The sequence below is a fragment of the Paracoccus caeni genome (assembly GCF_016629665.1).
In the GTDB taxonomy this organism is placed as follows: Bacteria; Pseudomonadota; Alphaproteobacteria; order Rhodobacterales; family Rhodobacteraceae; genus Paracoccus; species Paracoccus caeni.
The window spans coordinates 71351-92907 of the sequence record NZ_JAEPRQ010000006.1; the positions used below are offsets into that span (position 1 = coordinate 71351).

Below are 21557 nucleotides of genomic sequence, written 5' to 3' on the forward strand. Positions count from 1 at the left end.
GGTAAGAAGATGCTGAAAATCGACAATCTGCACGTCAAGCTGGAAGACGAGGACAAGCAGATCCTGAAGGGTCTGTCGCTGGAGGTTCCGGCCGGTCAGGTCCATGCGATCATGGGGCCGAACGGCTCGGGCAAATCCACCCTGTCCTATGTGCTTTCGGGCCGCGACGGGTATGAGGTCACCGATGGCGGCGCCTCTTTGAATGGCGATGACCTGCTGGAGATGGAGCCCGAGGAACGCGCCGCAGCCGGTCTGTTTCTGGCCTTCCAATACCCGGTCGAAATCCCCGGCGTTGGCAACATGACCTTTCTGCGCACCGCCGTGAACGCGCAGCGGAAAGCGCGCGGCGAGGAAGAACTGTCCTCGGGCGAGTTTCTGAAAAAGGTCCGCGCCAAGGCGGCGGAACTGAAGATCGATGCCGATATGCTGAAGCGTCCGGTGAATGTCGGCTTCTCGGGTGGTGAGAAAAAGCGCAACGAAATCCTTCAGATGGCCATGCTGGAGCCGCGCATGTGCATCATGGACGAGACCGATTCCGGTCTTGATGTCGATGCGATGCGTCTGGTCTCGGACGGGGTGAACGCGCTGCGCAGCCCTGATCGCAGCTTCCTGGTCATCACCCATTACCAACGCCTGCTGAACCACATTCAGCCCGATGTGGTCCATATCATGTCGAATGGCCGGATCGTGAAGACCGGCGGGCCGGAACTGGCGTTGCAGGTCGAGGAAGAGGGTTACGGCGACCTGCTGACGGGGGCGCAGTAATGGCCGACACCGCAGTCAAAAACCAGGACGTGACGCCGCAGGTGACGGGCGAGGCCAAGCCCGCCAATGCGCTGGACGCCCGCCTTGCCGCGCTGAGCCTGCCCGAAGGTGGCTTTACCGCCGCCGCGCGGGCCGATGCGCTGGCGCGTCTGCGCGACATGGGCCTGCCCGCGCCGCGTGACGAATACTGGCGTTATACCGACCCGAAGCCCTTCAATGCGCCAGAGGCCGCTCCGCTGGCGCTTGGCGACGATCTGGGCGACTCGCCGTTATTCGGCGATCTGGACCGGCTGAAACTGGTCTTCGTGGATGGCGTGTTTGACGCCGAAGCCTCGGATGATGTGGCGCTTGAAGGGGTTGAGATCGACGTTCTGTCCGTCGCCGACCGTCAGGCCGCGCATTGGGCGGGCGATCTTTACGGCGCGCTGGAAGCCTCGGGGCAGAAGCCGGTGAAGCGGCCCTTCGCGGCGCTGAACACGGTTGTCGCCCGTGACGGCGTGCTGATCCGCGTGACAGCAACCCCCGCAAAGCCGGTCCACGTCATCCACCGTCGCGGCAGCGCCGATGCGGATACCTATTGGCACCATGTCGTGCGGATCGAGGAAGGCGCGGAACTGACCCTGCTGGAAACCGGCATGTCGGGTGCCCGCTCGAACGGGGCGCTGGAGGTGGACCTACAAAAAGGGGCGAAATTCAACTACATCACCTCGAAACGTGCGGTGCATGAGACGGTCGGACTGTCGCATATCTTTGCCCGCGTCGATGCCGAGGCGCAGTTGAAAAGTTTCACCCTGTCGGTGAATGGCCGCGTCATGCGCCATGAGGGCGTGATCGATATCGTCGGTGACGACGCCTTTGCCCATATCGCGGCGGCGGTTCTGGGCGATGGCGATATCGGGCCGTTCCACCATGACGATACCGTTTTCATCACCCACGCGGCAGAACGTTGCGAAAGCCGTCAGGTGTTCAAGAAGGTGCTGAAGAACGGTGCCGAGGGCGTCTTTCAGGGCAAGATTCTGGTCAAGCCCGGCGCGCAGAAAACCGACGGTTATCAGATCAGTCAGGCGCTGCTCTTGGACGAGCGCAGCCAGTTTCTGGCCAAGCCAGAGCTGGAAATCTATGCCGACGACGTGAAATGCTCGCATGGCTCGACCACCGGCGCGCTGGATGAGGAGGCGCTGTTCTACCTTCGCTCGCGCGGTATCCCGCATGAGCGTGCCATCATTTTCCTGGTCCTGTCCTTCCTTGCCGACGCCTTGGCCGAGGTTGAGGATGACGAATTGCGGGATCAGATCAACGACCGGCTGGAAGCGTGGCTGACCGATCGCGCCGGGAAATAGCACCGGCGCGCGGCGGCATCGCGCCACGCGTAATGGAAAGCTGGTGGGCTCCGCGCCGTGTGGTGCGGGGGCTGTCTAGCATGCCCGAGCGGGTGAAGATCGCCGTTCTGATGCTCGCCATGCTGATCTTTCTGGTCGCGCAGGCACCGCTGCATGCGCGCCGCGCAGCACTTGATCCGTCGATCCCGCTTGAGGCGCGGATGGGCGGGGCGATCATGGCGATCATGTTCATGATGCCGCTGCTGGCTTACGGCCTGGCCTCGCTGATCTCGGCCTTCTCGCGGCTGACGCCATGGCGGCTTGGCCCCGAGGATTCGCGGCTGGCGCTGTTCTGGGCGTTGCTGGCGGTGTCGCCTGCGATGCTGTTGCAGGGGCTGGTCGCGGGCATGGTCGGGCCGGGTCCGGGGCTGATCGTGGTGCAGATCATCTGCGGCTTTGGTTTTCTGTTCATCTGGGGTGCGGGCATCTCGGTTCTGGCGAGGCGCAAATGATATCCCTGACTTCTCTTCGTGGCCTTGTGGTGGACAGTTTCCGCCGCCCCGCCGATGTGGCAGGGGTGCTGATCCGCAGCGATATTCCGATGCCTGCGCGCTGGATGCTGCTGATTCTGGTGATCTCTTTCTCGGGGATCCTGTCCTATCTCACCTCGCTGACCGTCGGTCCCGGGCCAAGCCAGTTTGACGACGCGCTGCTTGAGATGATCGGACAGCCGATGGTGATGGCGGGGATCCAGCTTGTCGCGGTGCTGGCCGGGTCGGCGCTGGTCATCTCGATCGGGCGGCTGTTCGGCGGCACTGGTCGGTTCGAGGATGCGCTGCTGCTGATGGTCTGGACCGAGTTTCTGCTACTGCTCGTTCAGGGGCTGCAACTTTTGCTCGTGCCGATCCTGCCGACCGCTGCGGCGGTGCTTGGACTGGCCGCCGCCTTCGTCTTCCTGTGGATGAGTTTGCAATTCGTCCGCGTCCTGCATGGCTTTGACAATCTGATCAAGCCGGTCGTGGTCGTGATCGGTGCCGGAATCGGCGCCGTGCTGATCCTTTCGGTCGTCCTCAGCATGGCCGGTTTCACCCCCGAGGTGCCCAATGACCTTTGATGTCGCCAAGATCCGCGAAGACTTTCCGATCCTGTCTCGGCAGGTGAACAAGAAGCCGCTGGTTTATCTGGACAACGGCGCCAGCGCGCAAAAGCCGCGTCAGGTGATCGAGGCGATCACCCGCGCCTATGAAGGCGAATACGCCAATGTCCATCGCGGGCTGCATTTCCTGTCGAACCTTGCTACCGACAATTATGAACGCGTCCGTGCCATTATCGCCCGCTTTCTGAACGCGCCGCATGAGGATGAGGTGATCTTCACCTCGGGCAGCACCGAAGGCATCAATCTGGTCAGCTATGGCTGGGCCGCCCCGCGCTTGCAGGCCGGGGATGAGATTGTCCTGTCGGTGCTGGAACATCACGCCAATATCGTGCCCTGGGCGTTCCTGCGCGAACGTCAGGGCGTGGTGCTGAAATGGGTCGAGCCGGAAGCGGATGGCAGCCTGCCGCCTGAAAAGGTGCTGGCTGCGATCAGCCCGAAGACCAAGCTGATCGCCGTCACCCATATGTCGAACGTCACCGGCACCATCGTCGATGTCGCGGCCATTGCGCGTGGGACCGATGTGCCGGTTCTGGTCGATGGCTCGCAATCCTCGGTGCATATGCCGATTGATCTCAAGGCGCTTGGCGTCGATTTCTTCTGCATCACCGGGCACAAGCTTTACGGCCCCTCGGGTTCGGGCGCGATCTGGATCAGCCGCGAGCGTCAGGCCGAGATGCGCCCCTTCATGGGCGGCGGCGATATGATCCGCACGGTCACCCGGGATGAGGTGACCTATGCCGATCCGCCGCTGCGGTTCGAGGCGGGCACCCCCGGCATCGTCAATCAGATCGGCTTGGGCGTGGCGCTGGAATATCTGATGGATATCGGGATGGAGAATATCGCCGCCTATGAACGGGGCTTGCGCGATTATGCCCGTGACCGGCTACGCAGCCTGAACTGGTTGCAGGTGCAGGGCGATGCGCCGGACAAGGGGGCGATCTTCTCGATGACGATGGAGGGGGCGCATGCCCATGACATCTCGACCATCCTCGACAAGCGCGGGATCGCGGTCCGGGCGGGAACGCATTGCGCCATGCCATTGCTTGATTTCTATGGAATCAATGCCAGCGCGCGGGCATCCTTTGCCATGTACAACACTGCCGAGGAAGTAGACGCTTTGGTCGAAGGTTTGATCTTCTGCCGCGAACTTTTCGGCTGAATCTTGCAAAGATTCTGAACCCCACCGAAGAATGCACGAAATTTCTTGCCAGATTCGCGGAATGTCCACATCTCTGACCTAAATGTGGTCAGGAGGCAGCAATGTCGGAGATTCTGGTTCTTGGGGCAGGCATGGTCGGCGTCAGCACGGGTCTGGCACTGCAAGCCCGTGGGCACGACGTCACCATCATCGAACGCGGCGTGCCGGGGCGGGAAACCAGCTATGGCAATGCCGGGCTGATCCAGACCGAAGCCGTTGAACCCTATGCAATGCCGCTTGCACCCTGGGCGCTGACGCAGATCGCGTTGGGCCGGGGCTATGACGTGAAATGGAACCTCTCGGGGCTTCTGTCGCAGGTCGGCGCGGTCGCGAATTATGCGTGGAATTCGCTGCCCGCGGGGCACAAGCGGGCCACGGTGGTCTGGGGCAAGATGATCCGGCAATCGACCGACCGTCACGCACCTTTGGTTGAGGCGGCGGGGGCGGGCAATCTGATCCGCAAGGACGGCTATATCGAGGTGCATCGGACGCCTGCGCGGATGGAAAAGGCGCGCAAGGCGGCGGCGCGGTTTCTTGAGCAATTCGGGGTCGAGGCGCGGCTGATGGACGGGCGCGAATTGCGCGCGCTGGAGCCGTCAGTCAAGATCGAGGTCGAGGGCGCGACGCATTGGCGCGACGCCTGGGCCTGCTCGGATCCCGGTGGGCTGGTGGCTTCTTATGCGGCGCTGTTCGAGAAGCAGGGCGGGCGGATCGTCAATGGCGATGCGGGCGATCTGCATCGCGAAGGCGCGGGCTGGAAGGCCGATGAATATACCGGCGAACATGCGGTGGTGGCACTTGGGCCTTGGTCGCCGATGCTGCTGCAACGCTATGGCCTGAAGGTGCCGATGGTCTTTAAGCGCGGCTATCACCGACATTACCACATGGACGTGCCGCCGAACCATCCGATTGCAGATTTTGGAAATTCCGTGGTTCTGTCACCGATGCGGCGCGGTTTGCGGATCGCCACGGCGGCCGAGCTGACCTCGCACCCCCGGCTGACGCCGCCGCAATTGCGCCATGGCGAAAAGGCCGCGCGAGAGCTGTTTGACATCGGCTCGCCGGTCGAGGCGGAGCCTTGGACCGGGCGGCGGCCCTGTATGCCGGACATGCTGCCGGTGATCGGGCGAGTGCCGGATCAGTCGAACCTTTGGGCGCATTTCGGGCATGGGCATCAGGGGTTCACGCTTGGCCCGGTCACCGCCGAAATCTTGGCTGAAGAGATGGACGGTGGCGAGGGCTGGGCCGAATTGCAGCCGTCGCGGTTGAAGCGCTAAGCCGGGGCGCTGCGCGGGTTCGGGTTTTGCCTGACCGACGGGTCATTCTGGTGGCTTGCGACGCAAGGCAAGGTCAACCGTCGAGTTGACGGGCGCGGCCAGAAAGGTCGGGGCTTTCCGCCGTCGCGATTGAGGCGGCAGATATTGAACCGACCGATTGCGGGATTAGATACATCCTCGACGCGATGAGGGAGGTTGTCTTGTCTGGCATCGAAGTGCTGTTCTTTGACGTGCTTGGGACGGTTGTCGATTGGCGCGGCAGCATCACCGCCGAGACGCGGGCGTTTTTGAAACGCCATGAGGCTGAGCAGGTGGATGCCGGTGCCTTGGCGGATGCTTGGGTCGGTCGCTATGACGCCTCGGTCGATCCGATCCGGGCCGGGACACGACCCTTCGTGCCGCTGGATATTTTGAATATGGAAAATCTGACAGCCACCTTGGCGGTCTTTGGGCTGGATCCCGCCGCGTTGCCGCAGGATGAGCTGGAAGACCTCAATCAAGCGTGGCACCGGCTGAAACCCTGGCCGGATGCGGTCGAGGGGCTTTCGCGCCTGAAGCAGACCCATATCGTCGCGCCACTATCTGACGGCAACACCCGGCTGCTGGTGAATATGGCAAAGCGCGCCGGGTTGCCTTGGGACACGGTGCTGGGCGCCGATATTTTTCGGGCATATAAGCCGATGCCCGAGGTTTATCTTGGGGCCTGCTCGCTTCTGGGTGTCAGCCCGGATCGGGCCATGCTGGTTGCGGCGCATGATTACGATCTGGATGGGGCGCGGCTTTGCGGCATGAAGACAGCCTATGTGAGGCGCGATCACGCCGCCGATCCGTCCAAGATTGGCGAAAGGGTTGTCTCTGCTGATTGGGATTACAACGCCAGCGATCTGGTTGAACTGGCGGATATGCTGAAATAGGCAAGCGTCAGAGGTAAGCCGGGCTATCGGCCCATTCGACAAACCCACTCTGCTGACGCGATCTGACAGCACCCCCGGTTGACATTCGCGCGCGCGCACACACCTTGGGTGCATGCCGACAGAACGGATGCCCCATGGGTCATAACAATACCAACGCCCCCTCGGAACGCTTTGCCGAAGTCACCCGCCCCAAGCTGGAAGGCGGCCGCAGCTTCGTGATGAAAAGCGAGTTTCAGCCTGCGGGCGATCAGCCCACCGCCATTGCCGAATTGTCGCAAGGCGTGACGGAGGGTGAGCGCGATCAGGTGCTGCTGGGGGCGACCGGGACCGGCAAGACCTATACGATGGCGAAGGTGATCGAGGCGACGCAGCGTCCGGCGATCATCCTTGCGCCGAACAAGACCTTGGCCGCGCAATTATATGGCGAATTCAAGGGCTTCTTTCCTGACAATGCTGTCGAGTATTTCGTCAGCTATTATGATTACTACCAGCCCGAAGCCTATGTCGCCCGCAGCGATACCTATATCGAGAAGGAATCGCAGATCAACGAGGCCATCGACCGGATGCGCCACTCGGCCACGCGGGCGCTGTTGGAGCGGGATGATGTGATCATCGTCGCCTCGGTATCGTGCATCTACGGCATCGGCTCGGTCGAGACCTATTCAGCGATGACGCAGGATATGGTCGTGGGCGACAGCTATGACCAGCGCGAATTTCTGGGGCAGTTGGTGGCGCAGCAATACCGGCGGCTGGATGCGGCGTTCCAACGTGGGGGTTTTCGGGTGCGCGGCGATGTGGTCGAGGTTTGGCCCGCCCACCTTGAGGATCGGGCATGGCGGTTCGATTTCTTCGGCAATGAGCTGGAAAGCATCACCGAATTCGATCCGCTGACCGGCCAGAAGACCGACAATTTCCGCCAGATCCGCATCTATGCGAACAGCCATTACGTGACGCCCCGACCGACGCTGCAACAGGCGATCAAGGGCATCCGCAAGGAACTGATCGAGCGGCTGAAGGTGTTGCAGGACGAAGGCAAGCTGTTGGAAGCGCAGCGGCTGGAGCAGCGGACGAATTTCGATCTGGAGATGCTGGAAGCCACCGGCGTCTGCAACGGGATCGAGAATTACTCGCGCTATCTGACGGGGCGGGCACCGGGCGAGCCGCCGCCCACTTTGTTCGAGTTTATTCCGGATAACGCCATTGTTTTCGCTGACGAATCCCATGTCAGCGTGCCGCAGATCGGCGGCATGTATCGGGGCGACTTCCGGCGGAAATTCACCTTGGCAGAGCATGGTTTCCGGCTGCCAAGTTGCATGGATAACCGACCCCTGAAGTTCGAGGAATGGGATGCGATGCGCCCGCAATCGGTGTTCGTCTCGGCCACCCCGGCGCAATGGGAGATGGACCAGACCGGCGGCGTCTTTACCGAACAGGTGATCCGTCCGACCGGCCTCATCGATCCGCAGATCGAGATCCGCCCGGTCGAGATGCAGGTGGATGATCTTCTGGACGAGGTTCGCAAGGTCGCCGCTGCGGGGATGCGCACGCTGGTGACGACGCTGACCAAGCGGATGGCCGAGGATCTGACCGAATATCTGCACGAGCAGGGCATCCGTGTTCGCTATATGCACAGCGACATCGACACGATCGAGCGGATCGAGATCCTGCGCGATCTGCGGCTGGGCGCCTTTGATGTGCTGGTCGGGATCAACCTGCTGCGCGAGGGGCTGGATATTCCCGAATGCGGGCTGGTCGCCATTCTGGACGCCGACAAGGAAGGTTTCCTGCGGTCTGAGACGTCGTTGATCCAGACCATCGGTCGGGCGGCGCGGAACGCCGACGGGCGGGTGATCATGTATGCCGACAAGGTGACCGGCAGCATGGAACGCGCCATGGCCGAGACCGAGCGGCGTCGCGAAAAGCAGGTGGCCTATAACGTCGAACACGGCATCACGCCGCAAACCGTGCGCAAGAATGTCGAGGATGTTCTGGCGGGTCTGTGGCAGGGCGATACCGATCAGTCGCGGATCACCGCGCGGGTGGATAAGCCGATGGTCGGTGCGAACCTTGCCGCGCATCTGGACGGCTTGCGGGCGCAGATGCGCAAGGCTGCCGAGAACCTTGAATTCGAAGAGGCAGCGCGCCTGCGGGATGAGGTGAAACGGCTTGAGGCGGTCGATCTGGCGATCTCGGACGATCCTTTGGCGCGGCAATCGGCCATCGAACAGGCGGCAGAGGACGCGGTCAAATCCTCGGGCCGGTCCTCGGCAGGGCGGGCCGGGCAGCGCGGTGGCAACAAGCGGTCGAAGCGGCGCAGATAGTTACGTTTTGTCTGCGCGATTTCCTTCTTGGGAATCAGTGCCTGTGATAGAAGTGAACGGAATGGTTCGCTTTCTATCCAGTGTCGCCGGTTTCAATGGAGGTATCCGGTTATGAGTATTTCAGGAAAACTTGCTGCTTTGCTGCTTGCGATTGGCGTCGCAACGCCAGCCTTGCCCGCGATCATGTATGTCCATGACGAGGGCGGCAATCTTGGCACCGTCGATACCGCGACCGGCGCTGCCAGCGTCATCGGGAATATGGGCGTCCAGATGACCGATATCGCCTTTGACCCGACCGGCAATCTCTATGGGCTTGGCTTCGGCTCTCTCTACAGCATCGACAAGACGACCGGGGCCAGCAGTCTGATCGGCGCGCATGGCATCTCGGTCGGGAATGCGCTGGTCTTTGGCAGCGATGGCGCGCTTTACGGGGCGGGCGGCGGTTCTGACCAGCTATATTCGCTGAACGTTTCGACCGGGGCAGGCACGTCGCTGGGCACGATCGGCTTCTATTCGGGCGGCGATTTGGCCTTTGTCGGCAGCGATTTCTATCTCGCCTCGGGATCGGGTGATCTGGTCAAGATCGATCTGGCCAACCTGTCGAATACGACGGCGATCGGTTCCTTTGGCGTCAGCGGTGTCTATGGTCTGGCGACCGCGCCCGACGGGACGCTTTACGGTGTCGCGGGCACCTCGATCTTCGAGGTGGATACACTGACCGGGCTTGCCTCGAACGCGATGTCATTCGGCGGGCAGGGGCTGGGCATCGCCTATGGGCAGAGCTTCTACACCGAGGCGGGCGCCCCGCCCGAGCCATCGCCGATCCCGGTCCCGGCAGCAGGATTTCTGCTGATGGGGGGGATGGCGATGCTGGGCGTCGCGAAACGGCGCAGCAGGGCGGTTAGCCGCAAGTGACCTTCGCGATCCAGCCCTTCTCGTCCACGAAGAGATTCAGGCGATTGGGGCGAAAATCGCGGGTATAGGCATCGCCGGTGCTGATCACGCGGCGGGGAAGGACCGCAGGAAAGTTCACCTCGCCGATATTCATGCCGACCAGAGTCTGATGCTTTTCAAGATCGCATTGCCGCGCCATCACCGTCGGGCCTTCCGAGGTGGTGGCGCAGGCGGCCAGAGTCGACAGCAAAGCGGGTGCCAGAAGCAGGGAAAGACGTGACATCACGGTAACCTCTCTGTTTATGGACAGAACCGTTTTGAGGCCTCAGATGTTCCCTTCCAAGGCAACAATGAGGCGAAAGATGAAACGATTTCTTCCGATTGCGGGCTTCTGTGCGGCAATGCTGCCGCTGACGGCGCAAGCATCCAGTGACGACGCCTGGCAAGAGTTTCAGGCCAATGTCGATACCGCCTGCCGCGCGCTGGTCGAGGCGCCGGATGATGCCGAAGTGACGGTCGAGGTGAACCCCTTCGGCTCTGAAAGCTTTGGCGCGGCCTTGGTGACGGTCAGCTTTGGCGATGCAGGCGAGGACCGGATGGTCTGCATCTACGACAAGCAGAGCGGCGATGCCGAGATGACAGGGGCCTTTACACCCGCCGAAACGGATGCAGAGGCTGCGAATCAATAGGGCTTGTTCCCGCGCGTGGCGATTGGCTGCGCGCGGGACCGCTGCAAGCTGTCAGCTTGCCGAAGCGAAACTGCCGCAGCCGAGGCGCGCGCCAGCATGGCCGGTCGGCTGTCCGACATAATCGTCGGGGTGGTCGTGGATAATGATGGCCGAGCCGTCTTCGTCATTCATCAATTCATGCGTCAGACCGGCGGCAAAATATTCGACCGTCAGTTCGCCATTTTCGGGCACATGGATGTTCGGCAGATCGCCCGGATGCGGACCGTTTGCCGACATCACCCCGTGATCCTTGTCCGCCGCCAGATGCCCGCCAGCCGAATCGAAATCGGGCGGGGTGCAGGTGCCGGTCTCGTGGACATGCAGCCCGTGAATCCCGGGTGCGACGCCCGAAAGCTCGATCGTCAGCAGCGTCAGGCCCGAAGGCGTTGCGGTGGCGGTCGCGGTGCCAAGGCTTTCGCCATTGGCGTTCTTGATCTCGGCGATCAGGGGCGGGGGGCCATCTGCCGCCGGGGCCGTCTCTTGCGCCAGCGCGGGGGATGCCAGAAGGGCAAAGGTCAGGGCGGCTGTGGAGGATCGAAGCATGGACTTTTTCCTTTCGGTAATGCCATTTCCCAACGTCCGATCGCGCCGGCCGTTCCCGGGGGACTTGATCAGTTGCGGGACATTCGCGATAACGCCTTCAAGAGCCAGCCTGAAAGGTTACAGCCATGCGCGTCCGAATCTACCAACCTGCCCGCAATGCCATGCAATCCGGCGTCGCCCGCACGAAAGGCTGGATTCTGGAATTCCCGCCCGCCGATCCGCGTGACATCGACCCGCTGATGGGCTGGACCAGCAGCGACGACACCCAAAGCCAGGTCCGCCTGCGCTTCGAGACCCGCAAACAGGCCGAGGATTACGCCCGCGAGCACAAGCTGGACTATGTCGTGCAGGAACCGCAGCCCCGTGCCGCGAATATCCGTGCGCGCGGCTATGGCGAGAATTTCGCGACCGACCGGCGCGCGCCCTGGACGCATTGAGGCTGCTGCTCGGGGGATAGTTGCCGCCGACGGGGGCAAGGTTTTTTCGGTTCGGGGCAAAGATTTCGTAACCTATTGATTTTGTGATCACCGCCTTAGGGCGGTCTTTGCATGCAGAAGCCTTACGCAATTTCAGCGTACGATCTGCATCGACTACTCCGGCTCGGAAACGACGGATGCGGGCCTGAAGGGTCTGCGTGTCTACATGACTGAACATGGCGGCCAAGCCACTCGCGGCGAGGGCAGCCTTTGGGCCTTTACGCAGATCCACCACCTACGATCTCTGGAAGGGGCATAACTGGATCCTCGGCACGCGCACTCGGTTCTGAGCTACCGGTCATGCCAACCGCAGCACATGGCCGGTTGCCGGCCCGAAGCGGAGGTTTGTCCTAGGTCACTTTGACAAATGTCGGCGCCCCTAGCCTGATGCAGGCGATGTTTATGAAGCCGAGGAAACTGCCTGCGGTTTTGTTGTAACCTGTGGCGAGCCGCCGGCTGTTTTTCAGCTTGTTGAAGCAACGCTCGACCATGTTGGTAGCGTGTAGATCGTCATGTTGACGGTCTTGCGCACATTTCGGTTCTTGCGCCTGGGTAGGGAGGAGGGTCTGCAAACAGTCCGGGGATTGTTTTCCCGACGAACGGCAGGGCGCTTGATAGCGTTGATACCGCTCCGCTCTGGTTCAGGGCATCCATGATGTCCTTCCAAAGGCTTGCAGGCGTCCAAGGCGGGAATTGCCGGTAGATGCTTGACCATTCACCGAGTTCGGCTGGCAGATCGCGTCATGGCGCCCCAGTTCGTCCGATCCAGAATATGCCATCAAGGACGAGGCGGTGGTCGGCGGGTTTGCGTCCGTTCAGGGAGCAGATAGCTAGGATGAAGTCCTTAAAGCAGGCCCATTCCTCGTCCGACATAACGTTTCCTGCCAAGCTGGTCTCCCTCACAGATATCAGCTTGAATCATGCAAAGCACAGCGAGAGAACCCATTTTTGTCAACACGACCTAAGGCGGGCTCGCGGCGTTTCTCGGGTTCCCCCTACTTCCACCGCCTATGCACCCAAAACCACTGGCCCATATGCCGCCGGACCAGCATCTCCAGATCGTCGTTCAGCGCCTGCATCATCCCCGCCGACTCACCATGCTCGACCGGCTCGCCCACATGGACGCGGAACGACAGCCCGTCCGGCAAGCGGATCGCATGGATCGGGACCAGCAGCGCATCATAGCGCAGTGCCAACTCTGCCGGGGTCAGCACGGTCTTGCTGGGCAGGTCGAAGAAGCGCAGCTCGGTCCCGTGGCGGTCATATTGGTCAAAGCCAAGCGCCAGCCAGCCACCTCCCTTCAGAAACCGCAGCATCGAGGCCAAACCGGCGCGGCCGCGCGGAAATAGCGGCTCGGCAATGGCGGTGATCGCCGGGATATAATGGCGGTTGAAGGCCTCGTTGTTCATCGGACGATAAAGCGCGCCGACCGGCCAGCCACGCCCCGCCAATGCGGCCCGCATTGCGTCGTAATTGCCGAAATGGGCGCAGGCGATGATCACCGGACGCTGACTTTCAAACGCGGCTTCCAGCGCCGCCAGCCCCGGGCCCTCCAACGGATCGGCCTTGCGGATACGGGTGGTGAATTCGTCGCCGGAATAGATCTCGGCCACGGAGCGCCCGGCATTTTCGGGGACCGCAAGAACAACCTCGCGCAATTCCTCGGCGCTCAGATCGGGACGGGCCAGCGCCAGATTGTCGCGGATGCGCCGCCGCCAGCCGGCCACAGGGGCCAGCAGATGCGTGAACAGCCAGCCGGTCGCCGGGATCCGCCGCTCATAGGGCAAAAGCCGCGCCAGCCCGATCACCGCCAGAAAGGCGGTATTGGCGATCCTGTCCAGCAGCGGTGGTTTTTCGTCCTGACTCATTCTTCCTTCCGTGCCGCACGGGCCTCTCGTGACCAGATGTAAAGGCCCGCGGCAACGATAATCGTGGCGCCGATGATGGTCCAGAGATCAGGCAGTTGATCGAAGAACAACCATCCCCAGAACCCGGCCCAGATCAGCCCGGTATAGCCGAACGGCGCCAGCGCCCCCGCCTCGGCGACCGAAAAGGCGCGGACCAGAAGCCACTGGCTCAGCGTCCCGAAGCAACCCAGCAACGCGAAAAGCCACAGATCGCTCATGGCAATCGGCGTCCAGAAGAACGGCACCACCAGCGAGGTCGCAACTGTCCCGACCACCGCCGACCACATGACCGAGGTGGCCACCGAATCCGCCCGGACCATCCGCGTCAGCAACGCACCCGCCGCATAGGTGAACGCCCCGGCCAAGGGCAGCAGGGCTGCGGGCTGGAACACGCCCAGACCCGGACGGATGATGATCATCGCCCCGATCAGCGCGGCCACGATCCCGGCGACCCGGCGCGGGCCGATCTTCTCGCCCAGAAACAGCGCCGCGCCCAGCGTGATCAGGACCGGGTTGATGTCCATGATCGCCGTCGCCTCGGCCAGGCCGATGAATTGCAATGAGGTAAAGAACAACCCGACCGAGCCAAGCTGCATCAGCGCCCGCGAAAATTGCAGCCCCGGCTGCCTTGTCCGCATCAGAAGAAACGCGCGTTGGCGATAGATCAGCGCAAAGATCGCCAGATTGCCGACAAAGCGCGCCCAGACCACCTGAACCGGATGATAACCTTCAGTCAGATATTTCGCCGTCGCATCCATCATCGTAAAGCCGATGATCGCGGCCAGCAGCAGCCCGATCCCGGTGGCCTGATCGTTGCCCGGATTGCGCAAGCCCTCCCGCTCGCGTCCCATCAACGCGAATGCCCGCGCCAGAACCCGCATCATCTTCTCCTGTGAAAGCCGCGCCGGGCTTCTTCTTCACGCAAATATCCCCGCCGGAGGCGAAGGCCAAAGCTACAGCAACCCCTTCGCCTTTTCAGCGACAGCCTCGGCGGTGATCCCGAATTCCCGGTAAAGTTCGCCTGCAGGCCCCGACGCACCAAAGCCCGTCATCCCCACGAAGGCCGACTTGTCCTCACGACCGCCTTCGCCCAGAAGCAGCCAGTCCCAGGGTTGCCGCACCGCCGCCTCGATCGCGATCCGCACCGTGCCCCCCGGCAAGACCTCCTGGCGCCACGCGGATGAGGCGTCGCGGAACAGCTCCATCGACGGGACCGAGACGACCCGCACCGCTATTCCCTCGGCTTCCAGCAGATCGCGGGCGGCGGTCGCGATCTCAACCTCCGAGCCGCTGGCCATCAGGATCACCTGCGGCTTGCCGCCCACCGCCTCGCGCAGCACATAGGCCCCCTTGGCCGACAGATTCTCGTCCCGATGGGTGATCCGCAGCGTCGGCAGGTTCTGCCGCGACAGGGCCAGAACCGAGGGCCGCGATGTCTGCGACAGGGCGATCTGCCATGCCTCGGCGGTCTCGATCTCGTCGCAGGGGCGCAGCACCAGCAGGTTTGGCGTCGCACGGGCGATGGCCAGATGCTCGACCGGCTGATGGGTCGGGCCGTCCTCGCCCAGACCGATGGAATCGTGGGTCATCACATAGACCACCGGCAGCCCCATCAGCGCCGACAGGCGGATGCCGCCCCGCGCGTAATCGGTGAAGGTCAGGAACGTGCCGCCATAGGGGCGAAAGCCGCCATGCAGCCAGATGCCATTCATCGCCGCCGCCATGCCGTGTTCGCGGATGCCATAGTGGATATAGCGGCCCAGCCGGTTGCCGGGGTCGAAAATTCCCATTCCTGGTGTCAGCGTATTGTTCGAGCCGGTCAGATCGGCCGAGCCGCCGAAATTCTCGGGCATCTCGGGGTTCAGCACCGCCAGAACATTCTCGCTTGCCTTGCGGGTCGCGATCTTCGGCTTTTCCTGCGCCGCCTTCACCTTCATCGCGACGATCAGCGGGTCCAGCGCCGGGTTCGGCCGCAGATCGATCCGCCGCCGGAACTCATCGCCGCTGTCGCTGCTCAGCGCGGTGACGCGGGCGTCCCAATCCTGACGGGCGGCACGCCCCCGCGCGCCGATCTGGCGCCAGTCATCAAGAAGATCCTTCGGGATCTCGAAGGCGGGCGCGGTCCAGCCGTAATTCTTCCGTGCCGCCGCGATCTCGTCCGCCCCAAGGGGCGAGCCATGGGCCTTGGCCGTATCCGCCTTGGTCGGGGCACCAAAGCCGATGATGGTCTTGCAATCGACGAAGGTGGGGCGACCATCGCCTGCGGCGGCCTCGGTCAGGGCGCGGCGGATATCGGTCACGTCATTGCCGTCACAAGACAGCACCCGCCAGCCCGAAGCGGCAAAGCGGTCGCGTTGATTGGTGCGGTCGGCAAGCTCGACCCGCCCGTCGATGGTGATGTCGTTATTGTCCCAAAGCACGATCAGCTTGCCCAGTTGCTGCGCGCCTGCCAGCGACAGCGCCTCCTGACTGATCCCCTCCATCAGGCAGCCGTCGCCCGCGATGACCCAGGTGCGGTGATCGCACAATTCGGCCCCGTATTCGGCACGGAACGCCTCTTCCGCGATGGCCATACCGACCGAGGTGGCAAGGCCCTGACCAAGCGGGCCGGTGGTGGTCTCGACCCCATCGACATGACCGTATTCGGGATGGCCCGCGGTGATCGCGCCAAGCTGGCGGAAGTTGCGGATCTGCTCCAGCGTCATCTGTTCGTATCCGGTCAGGTAGAGCAGCGCGTAAAGCAGCATCGAGCCGTGCCCGGCAGACAGCACGAAGCGGTCGCGGTCGAACCAGTGCGGGCTGGCGGCGTCGAATTTCAGATGTTCGCGGAACAGGACCGTCGCCACATCGGCCATGCCCATCGGCATGCCGGGATGGCCTGACTGAGCCGCCTCGACCGCGTCCATCGCCAGAACCCGGATCGCCGTCGCCAACCGCCAATGTTCGGGGTCTGCCTCGCGTTTCGCCTTGAAATCCATCTGTGCCTCCGGCCTTCCGCATGGCGTCCCTTGGCCATTGCTAGGACCGGGGGCAGGGGGATGCAACCCGAGGCAGGCGCGCGCCCCCGATGCCTTTCCGAAAGGTGATAGGGCGGCGTCAGCCCGCGCAGATCTGTTGCAGCGCCCGCCATTGTTCGGCGGTCAGCAGCGATTTCAACTGGCCGCCGGTCCGGGCCGGATCCCCCTCGATCAGCGCAAGCACCGATTGGCCGGTCGGGTCCAGCGAGCGGGCATAGGGTTCGGCGGCAATGCCGCGCTGACGAAGCTCGGCCAGAAGCCGGTCGTCCTGCGGTCGCTGCGGCGGCTGTTGCAAAAGGCCCTCGGCAAAGCCGGTCATCGCGTCGGACGACAGGGTGCCCAGCGTCATCAACCGCATGGCCGACAGGAAACCCGCATAGGACATGGCCTCAAGCCGAAGCGTGTCATCCTCGACCGCAAGTTTGGCAGCGATCAGATGCGCCGCTGCCGTTTCCGGGCCCGGCGCGGCCCGCAGCAGATCATTGCCCAACACATAGACATTTCCGGGCAGACGCCGCGCGCCGCTGATCGGGACCGGCACGACATGGACCTGTGCGTCATCGCCGATCAGGCGAGGGGTCAGATAGTCCAGCACCGCCTGACCCGAGGCGCGCTTGCAGGCCGCCCCGGTCGAACGCTCCATATCGGTCAGGATCGCCTTGCCCACAGCGCGCGCCTGCGCCGGCGGCGAGATATGGGCGGCGTGACGGATGATCGCATCCGGAAGCCAGAAGATCGCCGCCGCCAGCATCGCCAGAACGGCAAGAATGGTCATGCCGCCGCGCAGACGGCCCGGATGGGCGCGGTGCGATTCGATGGCGCGATGAACACGCTCGATCGCGTCGATCATCAACTGGTCGTCGATCTCGACGGTTTCGTCGGTGGCGTCGGGACCGGGCGCATAGATTGCAGGCATTTTGCCGGGGTTAAGGCGGGTTACGGCGGGCAGGGACCAATGCGACAACGGGCTGTCGGACTTTGGATCGGAAAGGATCAACGTCGCGCTGCCGACCGAAACGACCACTTCGCGCAGCCGGGCATCAGGCGTCTCGCGCCACGAGCCCTGCGATTCCAGCCGTTGAAATTCGGTCAGCGCGGTTGTCATTTTGCCTGTTCTGCCTGCCTGTGAAGTGACCATAGCGCGCGCTGGTCCCACGTCAATCTGGCGCGGTGGAAACGGCTCTGCCGGAAGAATGTTTTTCAGATCCGGCACATGGTTCCGAATGCTCGATTGTGGCTGTTTGTGCGAAAAGCCCGGCGGAAGATTATTGGTGAAGTTAATCAAAAGTAGTGATGTAATATATCTCGCGGTCGTTATGATTCTGCTTTTGACGACACGCTTCTGAATATATTTCTATATTTACCGCAATTCCAGGTTGTTTTGTTTTTGATAAATTTTCAGAAGCTGCAAATGGTTCAATCTGGAATTGTTTGACAGGTCAATGTTCGCTTTTTTGGTGAGGATAGTTTCATGCTGATAAAGGCTTCTTTAGCGGGATGTCTCGCGCTTGGCCTGACATGCCAAGTCGCCGGGGCTGCAACGTTCAATATCGAAAACTTCGATATCCTGCTGCGATATGACGGGACCTCGATCAGTCGTCTGATCGGAACATTGCACGAAAACCCTGCCGACACGTTCGAAATGAATATCGATCAGGGTCAATATGACTACGATGTCGCCGAATATACCCATCTTCAGATCGGCGAGATCGTGAGCTTCAAGGCGACAATCTCTTTTCCCGTGCCGGAGCCTGACGTTACCGGCGGCTTGGGGAATGGCGGTTCAGCCTCGGTTTGTGAAATCGGTCGTCGCGATTGCACCGATGTCAACTACACGTCGCGACGGCCTGATAGTGTTTTCATCGCCGTAGGGGACTCGGCGATGATTGACGTGCCGCTGACCATCGGCAGCCAGACTTCGCATTATTTCTGGGGTTTGGGGATGCCAAGTATCGTGAACAATCTTGGCACGTTCAACTATGCCGATCAGCACGCCTATTTTACCGTCGTGGACATCATCGATCAGCCTGCGCCGATCCCGCTGCCCGCTGCGGCATTGATGTTGCCCGCCGCGATCGGTGGCTTCGCCTTCTTCAGACGGCGCAAAAGCGCATAAACGAAAACGCCCGCGCGATGTGTTCTGCACGGGCGTTCTTTATCGGTTTCGCTTAGGCTCAGGCGCTTTCGGGCACCCGCATCCCCTTTTCACGAGCCAGAACCCGCATCCGGTCCTGAATCTTCTCGAAGGCGCGGACCTCGATCTGGCGGATACGTTCACGGCTGACATCATAGCGCGCCGAAAGATCCTCCAGCGTCATCGGATCGTCGCGCAGGCGGCGTTCCATCAGGATGTCCTTTTCGCGTTCGTTCAACGTGTCCATCGCGGCAAGCAGCATCTGACGGCGGGTGTCCAGCTCTTCGGATTCGGCATAGCTTTCCGCCTGATTGGCGTCCTCATCCTCAAGCCAGTCCTGCCATTGCGAAGTGGATTCGCCATCGCCCGACCCGACCTGCGCGTTCAGCGAGGCATCGCCGCCCGACATCCGCCGGTTCATGTCGATGACTTCCTGCTCGGTCACGTTCAGATCATTGGCGATCTGCGCCACGTTTTCCGGGCGAAGGTCGCCTTCTTCCAACGCGCCGATGCGGTTCTTGGCCTTGCGCAGGTTGAAGAACAATTTCTTCTGCGCACTGGTCGTGCCCATCTTCACCAGCGACCACGACCGCAGGATATATTCCTGAATCGAGGCGCGAATCCACCACATCGCATAGGTGGCAAGGCGGAAGCCCCGTTCGGGGTCGAAGCGTTTGACGGCCTGCATCAGGCCGACATTGGCCTCGCTGATGACTTCGGCCTGGGGCAGGCCATAGCCGCGATAGCCCATGGCGATCTTGGCGGCCAGACGCAGGTGGCTGGTCACCAACCTGTGCGCGGCCTCGCTGTCCTCGTGATCGGCCCAGGCCTTGGCCAGCATGTATTCTTCCTCTGGCTCAAGCAGAGGAAATTTGCGGATTTCCTGCAAGTAGCGGTTCAGACCCTGTTCGGGACTGGGAGCCGGAAGATTACCATAATTTGCCATGTGAGACGGCCTTTCGCAGATCAACAACGGAAACGCAGTGAGCGCTATCAGGGTTCCGTGATGCGCAGACTGCAATCCCCGCTGAGAAGGATGTCGGAACTTGAAGACTATACTGTCGGGATTTCAGCAAGCTGAAAGGTGGGTATGGATCACGATCTTGTCAAGGGCGGGGCTGCAAAGTCCGCAAGTTGAGAGCCCGCCCGGAATCAAGGCGCGGAACGCGCCGCCGGGCAGTGCCCGACCGCCCCCAGGGCGGGCACGTCGGTGATGTTACGCGCAATAGAGATGGACGACGGGGCGGTACGATAAAGTGCAAGGAACTTCTGTAGCAGGTGCCCACCCGCGGTCTGGCACAGCCCTCATCTCTGAGGGGCAGCCGTTCTGAGGCTATCCAGCAGAACCTGCATATCCTCTGGCAACGCGCTGTCGAAGCTCATCATTTCGTCGCTCACCGGATGCCGGAAGCCCAGATGCGCGGCATGCAGCGCCTGACGCGGGAACCGGGTCGCGGCCTCTGCCGCCGCGCCAAGCGCCTTGGCCGAGGCGCGCCGCGCGCCGCCATAGACCGGATCGCCGATGAGCCCCAGACCGGCATGGGTCATGTGAACCCTGATCTGATGCGTTCGACCCGTCTCAAGCTGACATTCGACCAGCATTGCCGAGGGTGGCGTTCCGAACACCTCAAGCATCCGCGCCCGCGTCACCGCATGGCGGCCCTTGTCGAAATAGACCGCCTGCCGCTGCCGGTCGGTGGCGTGGCGCGTCAGGCGAGAGGTGATCTTCAGCACGCCCCCCGGTTCGAAACTGACCCCCGGCACGCCACGCAATCGGGGATCGGCGGCGTCGATCACGCCATGCGCCAACGCCAGATAGCGGCGTTCGGCGGTATGCGCCTCGAACTGCGCGGCCAGACCGTGATGGGCGCGGTCGGATTTCGCCACGACCAGCAGACCCGATGTGTCCTTGTCGATCCGATGCACGATGCCGGGCCGCCGCTCGCCGCCGATTCCCGACAAGGTCTCGCCGCAATGGGCCAGAAGCGCGTTGACCAGCGTGCCATTCGGGCTGCCCGGCGCGGGATGGACGACCATTCCGGCGGGCTTGTCGATCACAATCAGGTCAGAATCTTCATAGGCAATGACCAACGGGATCGCCTCGGGCCGGGTCTCGACCGGCTCGGGATCGGGCAGGGCGATGTGGTATTCCTGACCCTCGGCAACCTTGGCCTTGCCGTCGCGCACCACGCCATCGGGGCCGGTAATCGCGCCATCGGCAATCAGTTTCGACAGGCGAGACCGCGACAATGCGGCTTCCTCTGGCACCGCGACGGCAAGCGCCTTATCAAGCCGGTCAGGCGGATCGGCCGGGATGGTTACGACAAGGTTCGACATGGCTCAGGATGATAGCGACTGGAAAAAGGTGGCGAAAGAGGTGCCCGAACTGCGGCTGTTGAAGGCGCTGGTGACCGGGCTGGCCTTGGTCATGGGTCTGGGGATGATCGCCATCGTGGCGCTGTTGTGGATGCGGTTCGGTCAGGCGGAGCTGCCGGAACTGCCCGCGAATATTGAGCTTCCGGCAGGCGCGGGCGTCGATGCGGTGACCTTTGCCCGCGATTGGATCGTCGTCGTCACCGACGCGGGCGAGGTGCTGCTTTACGACCGTGCAGGCGCGCTGAAGGACCGCGTTCAGCCCTGAGCGCCGCGACCGGCTTCCAGCGCATCAAGCCGGGCTTTCAGTTCGGCATTCTCTGTCCGGGCCTTGATCGCCATTTCGCGAACCGCCTCGAATTCTTCGCGGGTGACGAAATCGCGGTCGGCCAGCCAGCGGTCGACCCAGCCATTGACGGCGGTTTCGGCTTCGGACTTGGCGCCCTGGGCCACGCCCATCGCATTGGTCATCAGCTTCGAGATATCGTCAAAGAACTTGTTCTGCGTCGTCATATGCCTTGGCCTCTGGCGTTGT

At 62.3% G+C, this 21557-nt stretch carries 22 protein-coding genes and 1 pseudogene; 13 read left to right on the plus strand and 10 right to left on the minus strand.

Annotated elements, in window-relative coordinates; translation table 11 throughout:
• The first annotated feature begins 9 nt into the window (after positions 1-9).
• From sufC to JJJ17_RS14965, 9 genes are all read left to right on the plus strand, one after another.
• Positions 10-765, plus strand: a complete 756-nt coding sequence (sufC, locus tag JJJ17_RS14925; RefSeq protein WP_200687816.1) for a Fe-S cluster assembly ATPase SufC — start codon at positions 10-12, stop codon at positions 763-765.
• On the plus strand, positions 765-2105 hold the full coding sequence (locus tag JJJ17_RS14930; RefSeq protein WP_200687818.1) for a SufB/SufD family protein: 1341 nt from the start codon (positions 765-767) through the stop codon (positions 2103-2105). The genes sufC and JJJ17_RS14930 overlap by 1 nt, the downstream gene beginning before the upstream one ends.
• A gap of 32 nt (positions 2106-2137) precedes the next feature.
• Positions 2138-2596 carry a hypothetical protein gene (locus JJJ17_RS14935; protein WP_200687820.1) on the plus strand — a complete coding sequence of 153 codons (459 nt, stop codon included), beginning with the start codon at positions 2138-2140 and terminating at the stop codon, positions 2594-2596.
• Positions 2593-3198, plus strand: a complete 606-nt coding sequence (locus JJJ17_RS14940; RefSeq protein ID WP_200687821.1) for a YIP1 family protein — start codon at positions 2593-2595, stop codon at positions 3196-3198. The genes JJJ17_RS14935 and JJJ17_RS14940 overlap by 4 nt, the downstream gene beginning before the upstream one ends.
• Positions 3188-4399 (plus strand): cysteine desulfurase, encoded by a 1212-nt coding sequence (locus tag JJJ17_RS14945; RefSeq protein WP_200687823.1) that lies wholly within the window; start codon positions 3188-3190, stop codon positions 4397-4399. The genes JJJ17_RS14940 and JJJ17_RS14945 overlap by 11 nt, the downstream gene beginning before the upstream one ends.
• A 101-nt stretch (positions 4400-4500) precedes the next feature.
• Positions 4501-5715 carry an NAD(P)/FAD-dependent oxidoreductase gene (locus tag JJJ17_RS14950; protein WP_200687825.1) on the plus strand — a complete coding sequence of 405 codons (1215 nt, stop codon included), beginning with the start codon at positions 4501-4503 and terminating at the stop codon, positions 5713-5715.
• Between the two features lie 200 nt (positions 5716-5915).
• On the plus strand, positions 5916-6629 hold the full coding sequence (locus tag JJJ17_RS14955) for a haloacid dehalogenase type II (RefSeq protein WP_200687826.1): 714 nt from the start codon (positions 5916-5918) through the stop codon (positions 6627-6629).
• 134 nt (positions 6630-6763) lie between these two features.
• Positions 6764-8950 carry an excinuclease ABC subunit UvrB gene (uvrB, locus tag JJJ17_RS14960; RefSeq protein WP_200687828.1) on the plus strand — a complete coding sequence of 729 codons (2187 nt, stop codon included), beginning with the start codon at positions 6764-6766 and terminating at the stop codon, positions 8948-8950.
• A 111-nt stretch (positions 8951-9061) separates the two neighbouring features.
• Positions 9062-9865 (plus strand): NHL repeat-containing protein, encoded by an 804-nt coding sequence (locus JJJ17_RS14965; RefSeq protein ID WP_200687830.1) that lies wholly within the window; start codon positions 9062-9064, stop codon positions 9863-9865.
• Here the strand turns inward: JJJ17_RS14965 and JJJ17_RS14970 are convergent.
• Complete coding sequence (locus JJJ17_RS14970; protein ID WP_200687832.1) at positions 9852-10127, minus strand: I78 family peptidase inhibitor; 276 nt, start codon at positions 10125-10127, stop codon at positions 9852-9854. The two genes, JJJ17_RS14965 and JJJ17_RS14970, sit on opposite strands and share 14 nt — an antisense overlap.
• A gap of 79 nt (positions 10128-10206) precedes the next feature.
• Here JJJ17_RS14970 and JJJ17_RS14975 point away from each other — a divergent pair, with 79 nt between their 5' ends.
• A complete protein-coding gene (locus tag JJJ17_RS14975) occupies positions 10207-10533 on the plus strand; it encodes a hypothetical protein (protein WP_200687834.1) in 327 nt (108 codons plus the stop codon).
• 51 nt (positions 10534-10584) lie between these two features.
• On the opposite strand, the gene JJJ17_RS14980 is transcribed toward JJJ17_RS14975, so the two are convergent.
• Positions 10585-11115, minus strand: a complete 531-nt coding sequence (locus tag JJJ17_RS14980) for a superoxide dismutase family protein (protein WP_200687836.1) — start codon at positions 11113-11115, stop codon at positions 10585-10587.
• Positions 11116-11240: 125 nt separating this feature from the next.
• Between JJJ17_RS14980 and JJJ17_RS14985 the strand changes: the two genes are divergently transcribed.
• Positions 11241-11552 (plus strand): ETC complex I subunit, encoded by a 312-nt coding sequence (locus JJJ17_RS14985; RefSeq protein WP_200687838.1) that lies wholly within the window; start codon positions 11241-11243, stop codon positions 11550-11552.
• A 389-nt stretch (positions 11553-11941) separates the two neighbouring features.
• Here JJJ17_RS14985 and JJJ17_RS14990 read toward each other — a convergent pair.
• The 5 genes and pseudogenes from JJJ17_RS14990 to JJJ17_RS15010 form a co-directional block, all read right to left on the minus strand.
• Positions 11942-12464, minus strand: a pseudogene (locus JJJ17_RS14990) (transposase).
• Positions 12465-12586: 122 nt separating this feature from the next.
• Positions 12587-13459, minus strand: a complete 873-nt coding sequence (locus JJJ17_RS14995) for a lysophospholipid acyltransferase family protein (protein WP_200687840.1) — start codon at positions 13457-13459, stop codon at positions 12587-12589.
• Positions 13456-14382, minus strand: a complete 927-nt coding sequence (locus JJJ17_RS15000; RefSeq protein ID WP_234464137.1) for a DMT family transporter — start codon at positions 14380-14382, stop codon at positions 13456-13458. The genes JJJ17_RS14995 and JJJ17_RS15000 overlap by 4 nt, the downstream gene beginning before the upstream one ends.
• Before the next feature lie 69 nt (positions 14383-14451).
• A complete protein-coding gene (tkt, locus tag JJJ17_RS15005; RefSeq protein WP_200687842.1) occupies positions 14452-16476 on the minus strand; it encodes a transketolase in 2025 nt (674 codons plus the stop codon).
• A 118-nt stretch (positions 16477-16594) separates the two neighbouring features.
• Positions 16595-17620: a hypothetical protein gene (locus JJJ17_RS15010; RefSeq protein ID WP_200687844.1), complete on the minus strand. Its 1026-nt coding sequence runs from the start codon at positions 17618-17620 to the stop codon at positions 16595-16597.
• A gap of 366 nt (positions 17621-17986) precedes the next feature.
• Here JJJ17_RS15010 and JJJ17_RS15015 point away from each other — a divergent pair, with 366 nt between their 5' ends.
• Positions 17987-18631, plus strand: a complete 645-nt coding sequence (locus tag JJJ17_RS15015) for a VPLPA-CTERM sorting domain-containing protein (RefSeq protein WP_200687846.1) — start codon at positions 17987-17989, stop codon at positions 18629-18631.
• Between the two features lie 58 nt (positions 18632-18689).
• Here the strand turns inward: JJJ17_RS15015 and rpoH are convergent, their stop codons facing one another.
• Positions 18690-19595, minus strand: a complete 906-nt coding sequence (gene rpoH, locus JJJ17_RS15020; protein ID WP_200687848.1) for an RNA polymerase sigma factor RpoH — start codon at positions 19593-19595, stop codon at positions 18690-18692.
• 359 nt (positions 19596-19954) lie between these two features.
• Positions 19955-20986, minus strand: coding sequence for an RluA family pseudouridine synthase (locus JJJ17_RS15025; RefSeq protein ID WP_200687850.1), 1032 nt, complete (start codon positions 20984-20986; stop codon positions 19955-19957).
• On the opposite strand from JJJ17_RS15025, the gene JJJ17_RS15030 reads away from it, so the two are divergent.
• The gene (locus JJJ17_RS15030; RefSeq protein WP_200687851.1) at positions 20985-21290 is read left to right on the plus strand and encodes a DUF6476 family protein; all 306 of its coding nucleotides are present in this window, start codon (positions 20985-20987) and stop codon (positions 21288-21290) included. The genes JJJ17_RS15025 and JJJ17_RS15030 overlap by 2 nt on opposite strands.
• On the opposite strand, the gene JJJ17_RS15035 is transcribed toward JJJ17_RS15030, so the two are convergent.
• Positions 21281-21535: an accessory factor UbiK family protein gene (locus JJJ17_RS15035; protein ID WP_200687852.1), complete on the minus strand. Its 255-nt coding sequence runs from the start codon at positions 21533-21535 to the stop codon at positions 21281-21283. The genes JJJ17_RS15030 and JJJ17_RS15035 overlap by 10 nt on opposite strands.
• Positions 21536-21557: the final 22 nt, after the last annotated feature.

Excerpts from the sequence above, each read along its gene's own strand:
- JJJ17_RS15010 (WP_200687844.1), bottom strand. The coding sequence starts at position 17,620 with ATGACAACCGCGCTGACCGAATTTCAACGGCTGGAATCGCAGGGCTCG.
- sufC (WP_200687816.1), top strand. The coding sequence starts at position 10 with ATGCTGAAAATCGACAATCTGCACGTCAAGCTGGAAGACGAGGACAAG.
- rpoH (WP_200687848.1), bottom strand. The coding sequence starts at position 19,595 with ATGGCAAATTATGGTAATCTTCCGGCTCCCAGTCCCGAACAGGGTCTG.
- JJJ17_RS14935 (WP_200687820.1), top strand. The coding sequence starts at position 2,138 with ATGGAAAGCTGGTGGGCTCCGCGCCGTGTGGTGCGGGGGCTGTCTAGC.
- JJJ17_RS14940 (WP_200687821.1), top strand. The coding sequence starts at position 2,593 with ATGATATCCCTGACTTCTCTTCGTGGCCTTGTGGTGGACAGTTTCCGC.
- JJJ17_RS14945 (WP_200687823.1), top strand. The coding sequence starts at position 3,188 with ATGACCTTTGATGTCGCCAAGATCCGCGAAGACTTTCCGATCCTGTCT.
- JJJ17_RS15025 (WP_200687850.1), bottom strand. The coding sequence starts at position 20,986 with ATGTCGAACCTTGTCGTAACCATCCCGGCCGATCCGCCTGACCGGCTT.
- JJJ17_RS14980 (WP_200687836.1), bottom strand. The coding sequence starts at position 11,115 with ATGCTTCGATCCTCCACAGCCGCCCTGACCTTTGCCCTTCTGGCATCC.
- JJJ17_RS15015 (WP_200687846.1), top strand. The coding sequence starts at position 17,987 with ATGCTGATAAAGGCTTCTTTAGCGGGATGTCTCGCGCTTGGCCTGACA.
- JJJ17_RS14970 (WP_200687832.1), bottom strand. The coding sequence starts at position 10,127 with ATGTCACGTCTTTCCCTGCTTCTGGCACCCGCTTTGCTGTCGACTCTG.
- JJJ17_RS14950 (WP_200687825.1), top strand. The coding sequence starts at position 4,501 with ATGTCGGAGATTCTGGTTCTTGGGGCAGGCATGGTCGGCGTCAGCACG.
- JJJ17_RS15000 (WP_234464137.1), bottom strand. The coding sequence starts at position 14,382 with ATGATGCGGGTTCTGGCGCGGGCATTCGCGTTGATGGGACGCGAGCGG.
- JJJ17_RS14985 (WP_200687838.1), top strand. The coding sequence starts at position 11,241 with ATGCGCGTCCGAATCTACCAACCTGCCCGCAATGCCATGCAATCCGGC.
- JJJ17_RS14930 (WP_200687818.1), top strand. The coding sequence starts at position 765 with ATGGCCGACACCGCAGTCAAAAACCAGGACGTGACGCCGCAGGTGACG.
- JJJ17_RS15035 (WP_200687852.1), bottom strand. The coding sequence starts at position 21,535 with ATGACGACGCAGAACAAGTTCTTTGACGATATCTCGAAGCTGATGACC.
- JJJ17_RS14965 (WP_200687830.1), top strand. The coding sequence starts at position 9,062 with ATGAGTATTTCAGGAAAACTTGCTGCTTTGCTGCTTGCGATTGGCGTC.
- JJJ17_RS14975 (WP_200687834.1), top strand. The coding sequence starts at position 10,207 with ATGAAACGATTTCTTCCGATTGCGGGCTTCTGTGCGGCAATGCTGCCG.
- uvrB (WP_200687828.1), top strand. The coding sequence starts at position 6,764 with ATGGGTCATAACAATACCAACGCCCCCTCGGAACGCTTTGCCGAAGTC.
- tkt (WP_200687842.1), bottom strand. The coding sequence starts at position 16,476 with ATGGATTTCAAGGCGAAACGCGAGGCAGACCCCGAACATTGGCGGTTG.
- JJJ17_RS15030 (WP_200687851.1), top strand. The coding sequence starts at position 20,985 with ATGGCTCAGGATGATAGCGACTGGAAAAAGGTGGCGAAAGAGGTGCCC.
- JJJ17_RS14995 (WP_200687840.1), bottom strand. The coding sequence starts at position 13,459 with ATGAGTCAGGACGAAAAACCACCGCTGCTGGACAGGATCGCCAATACC.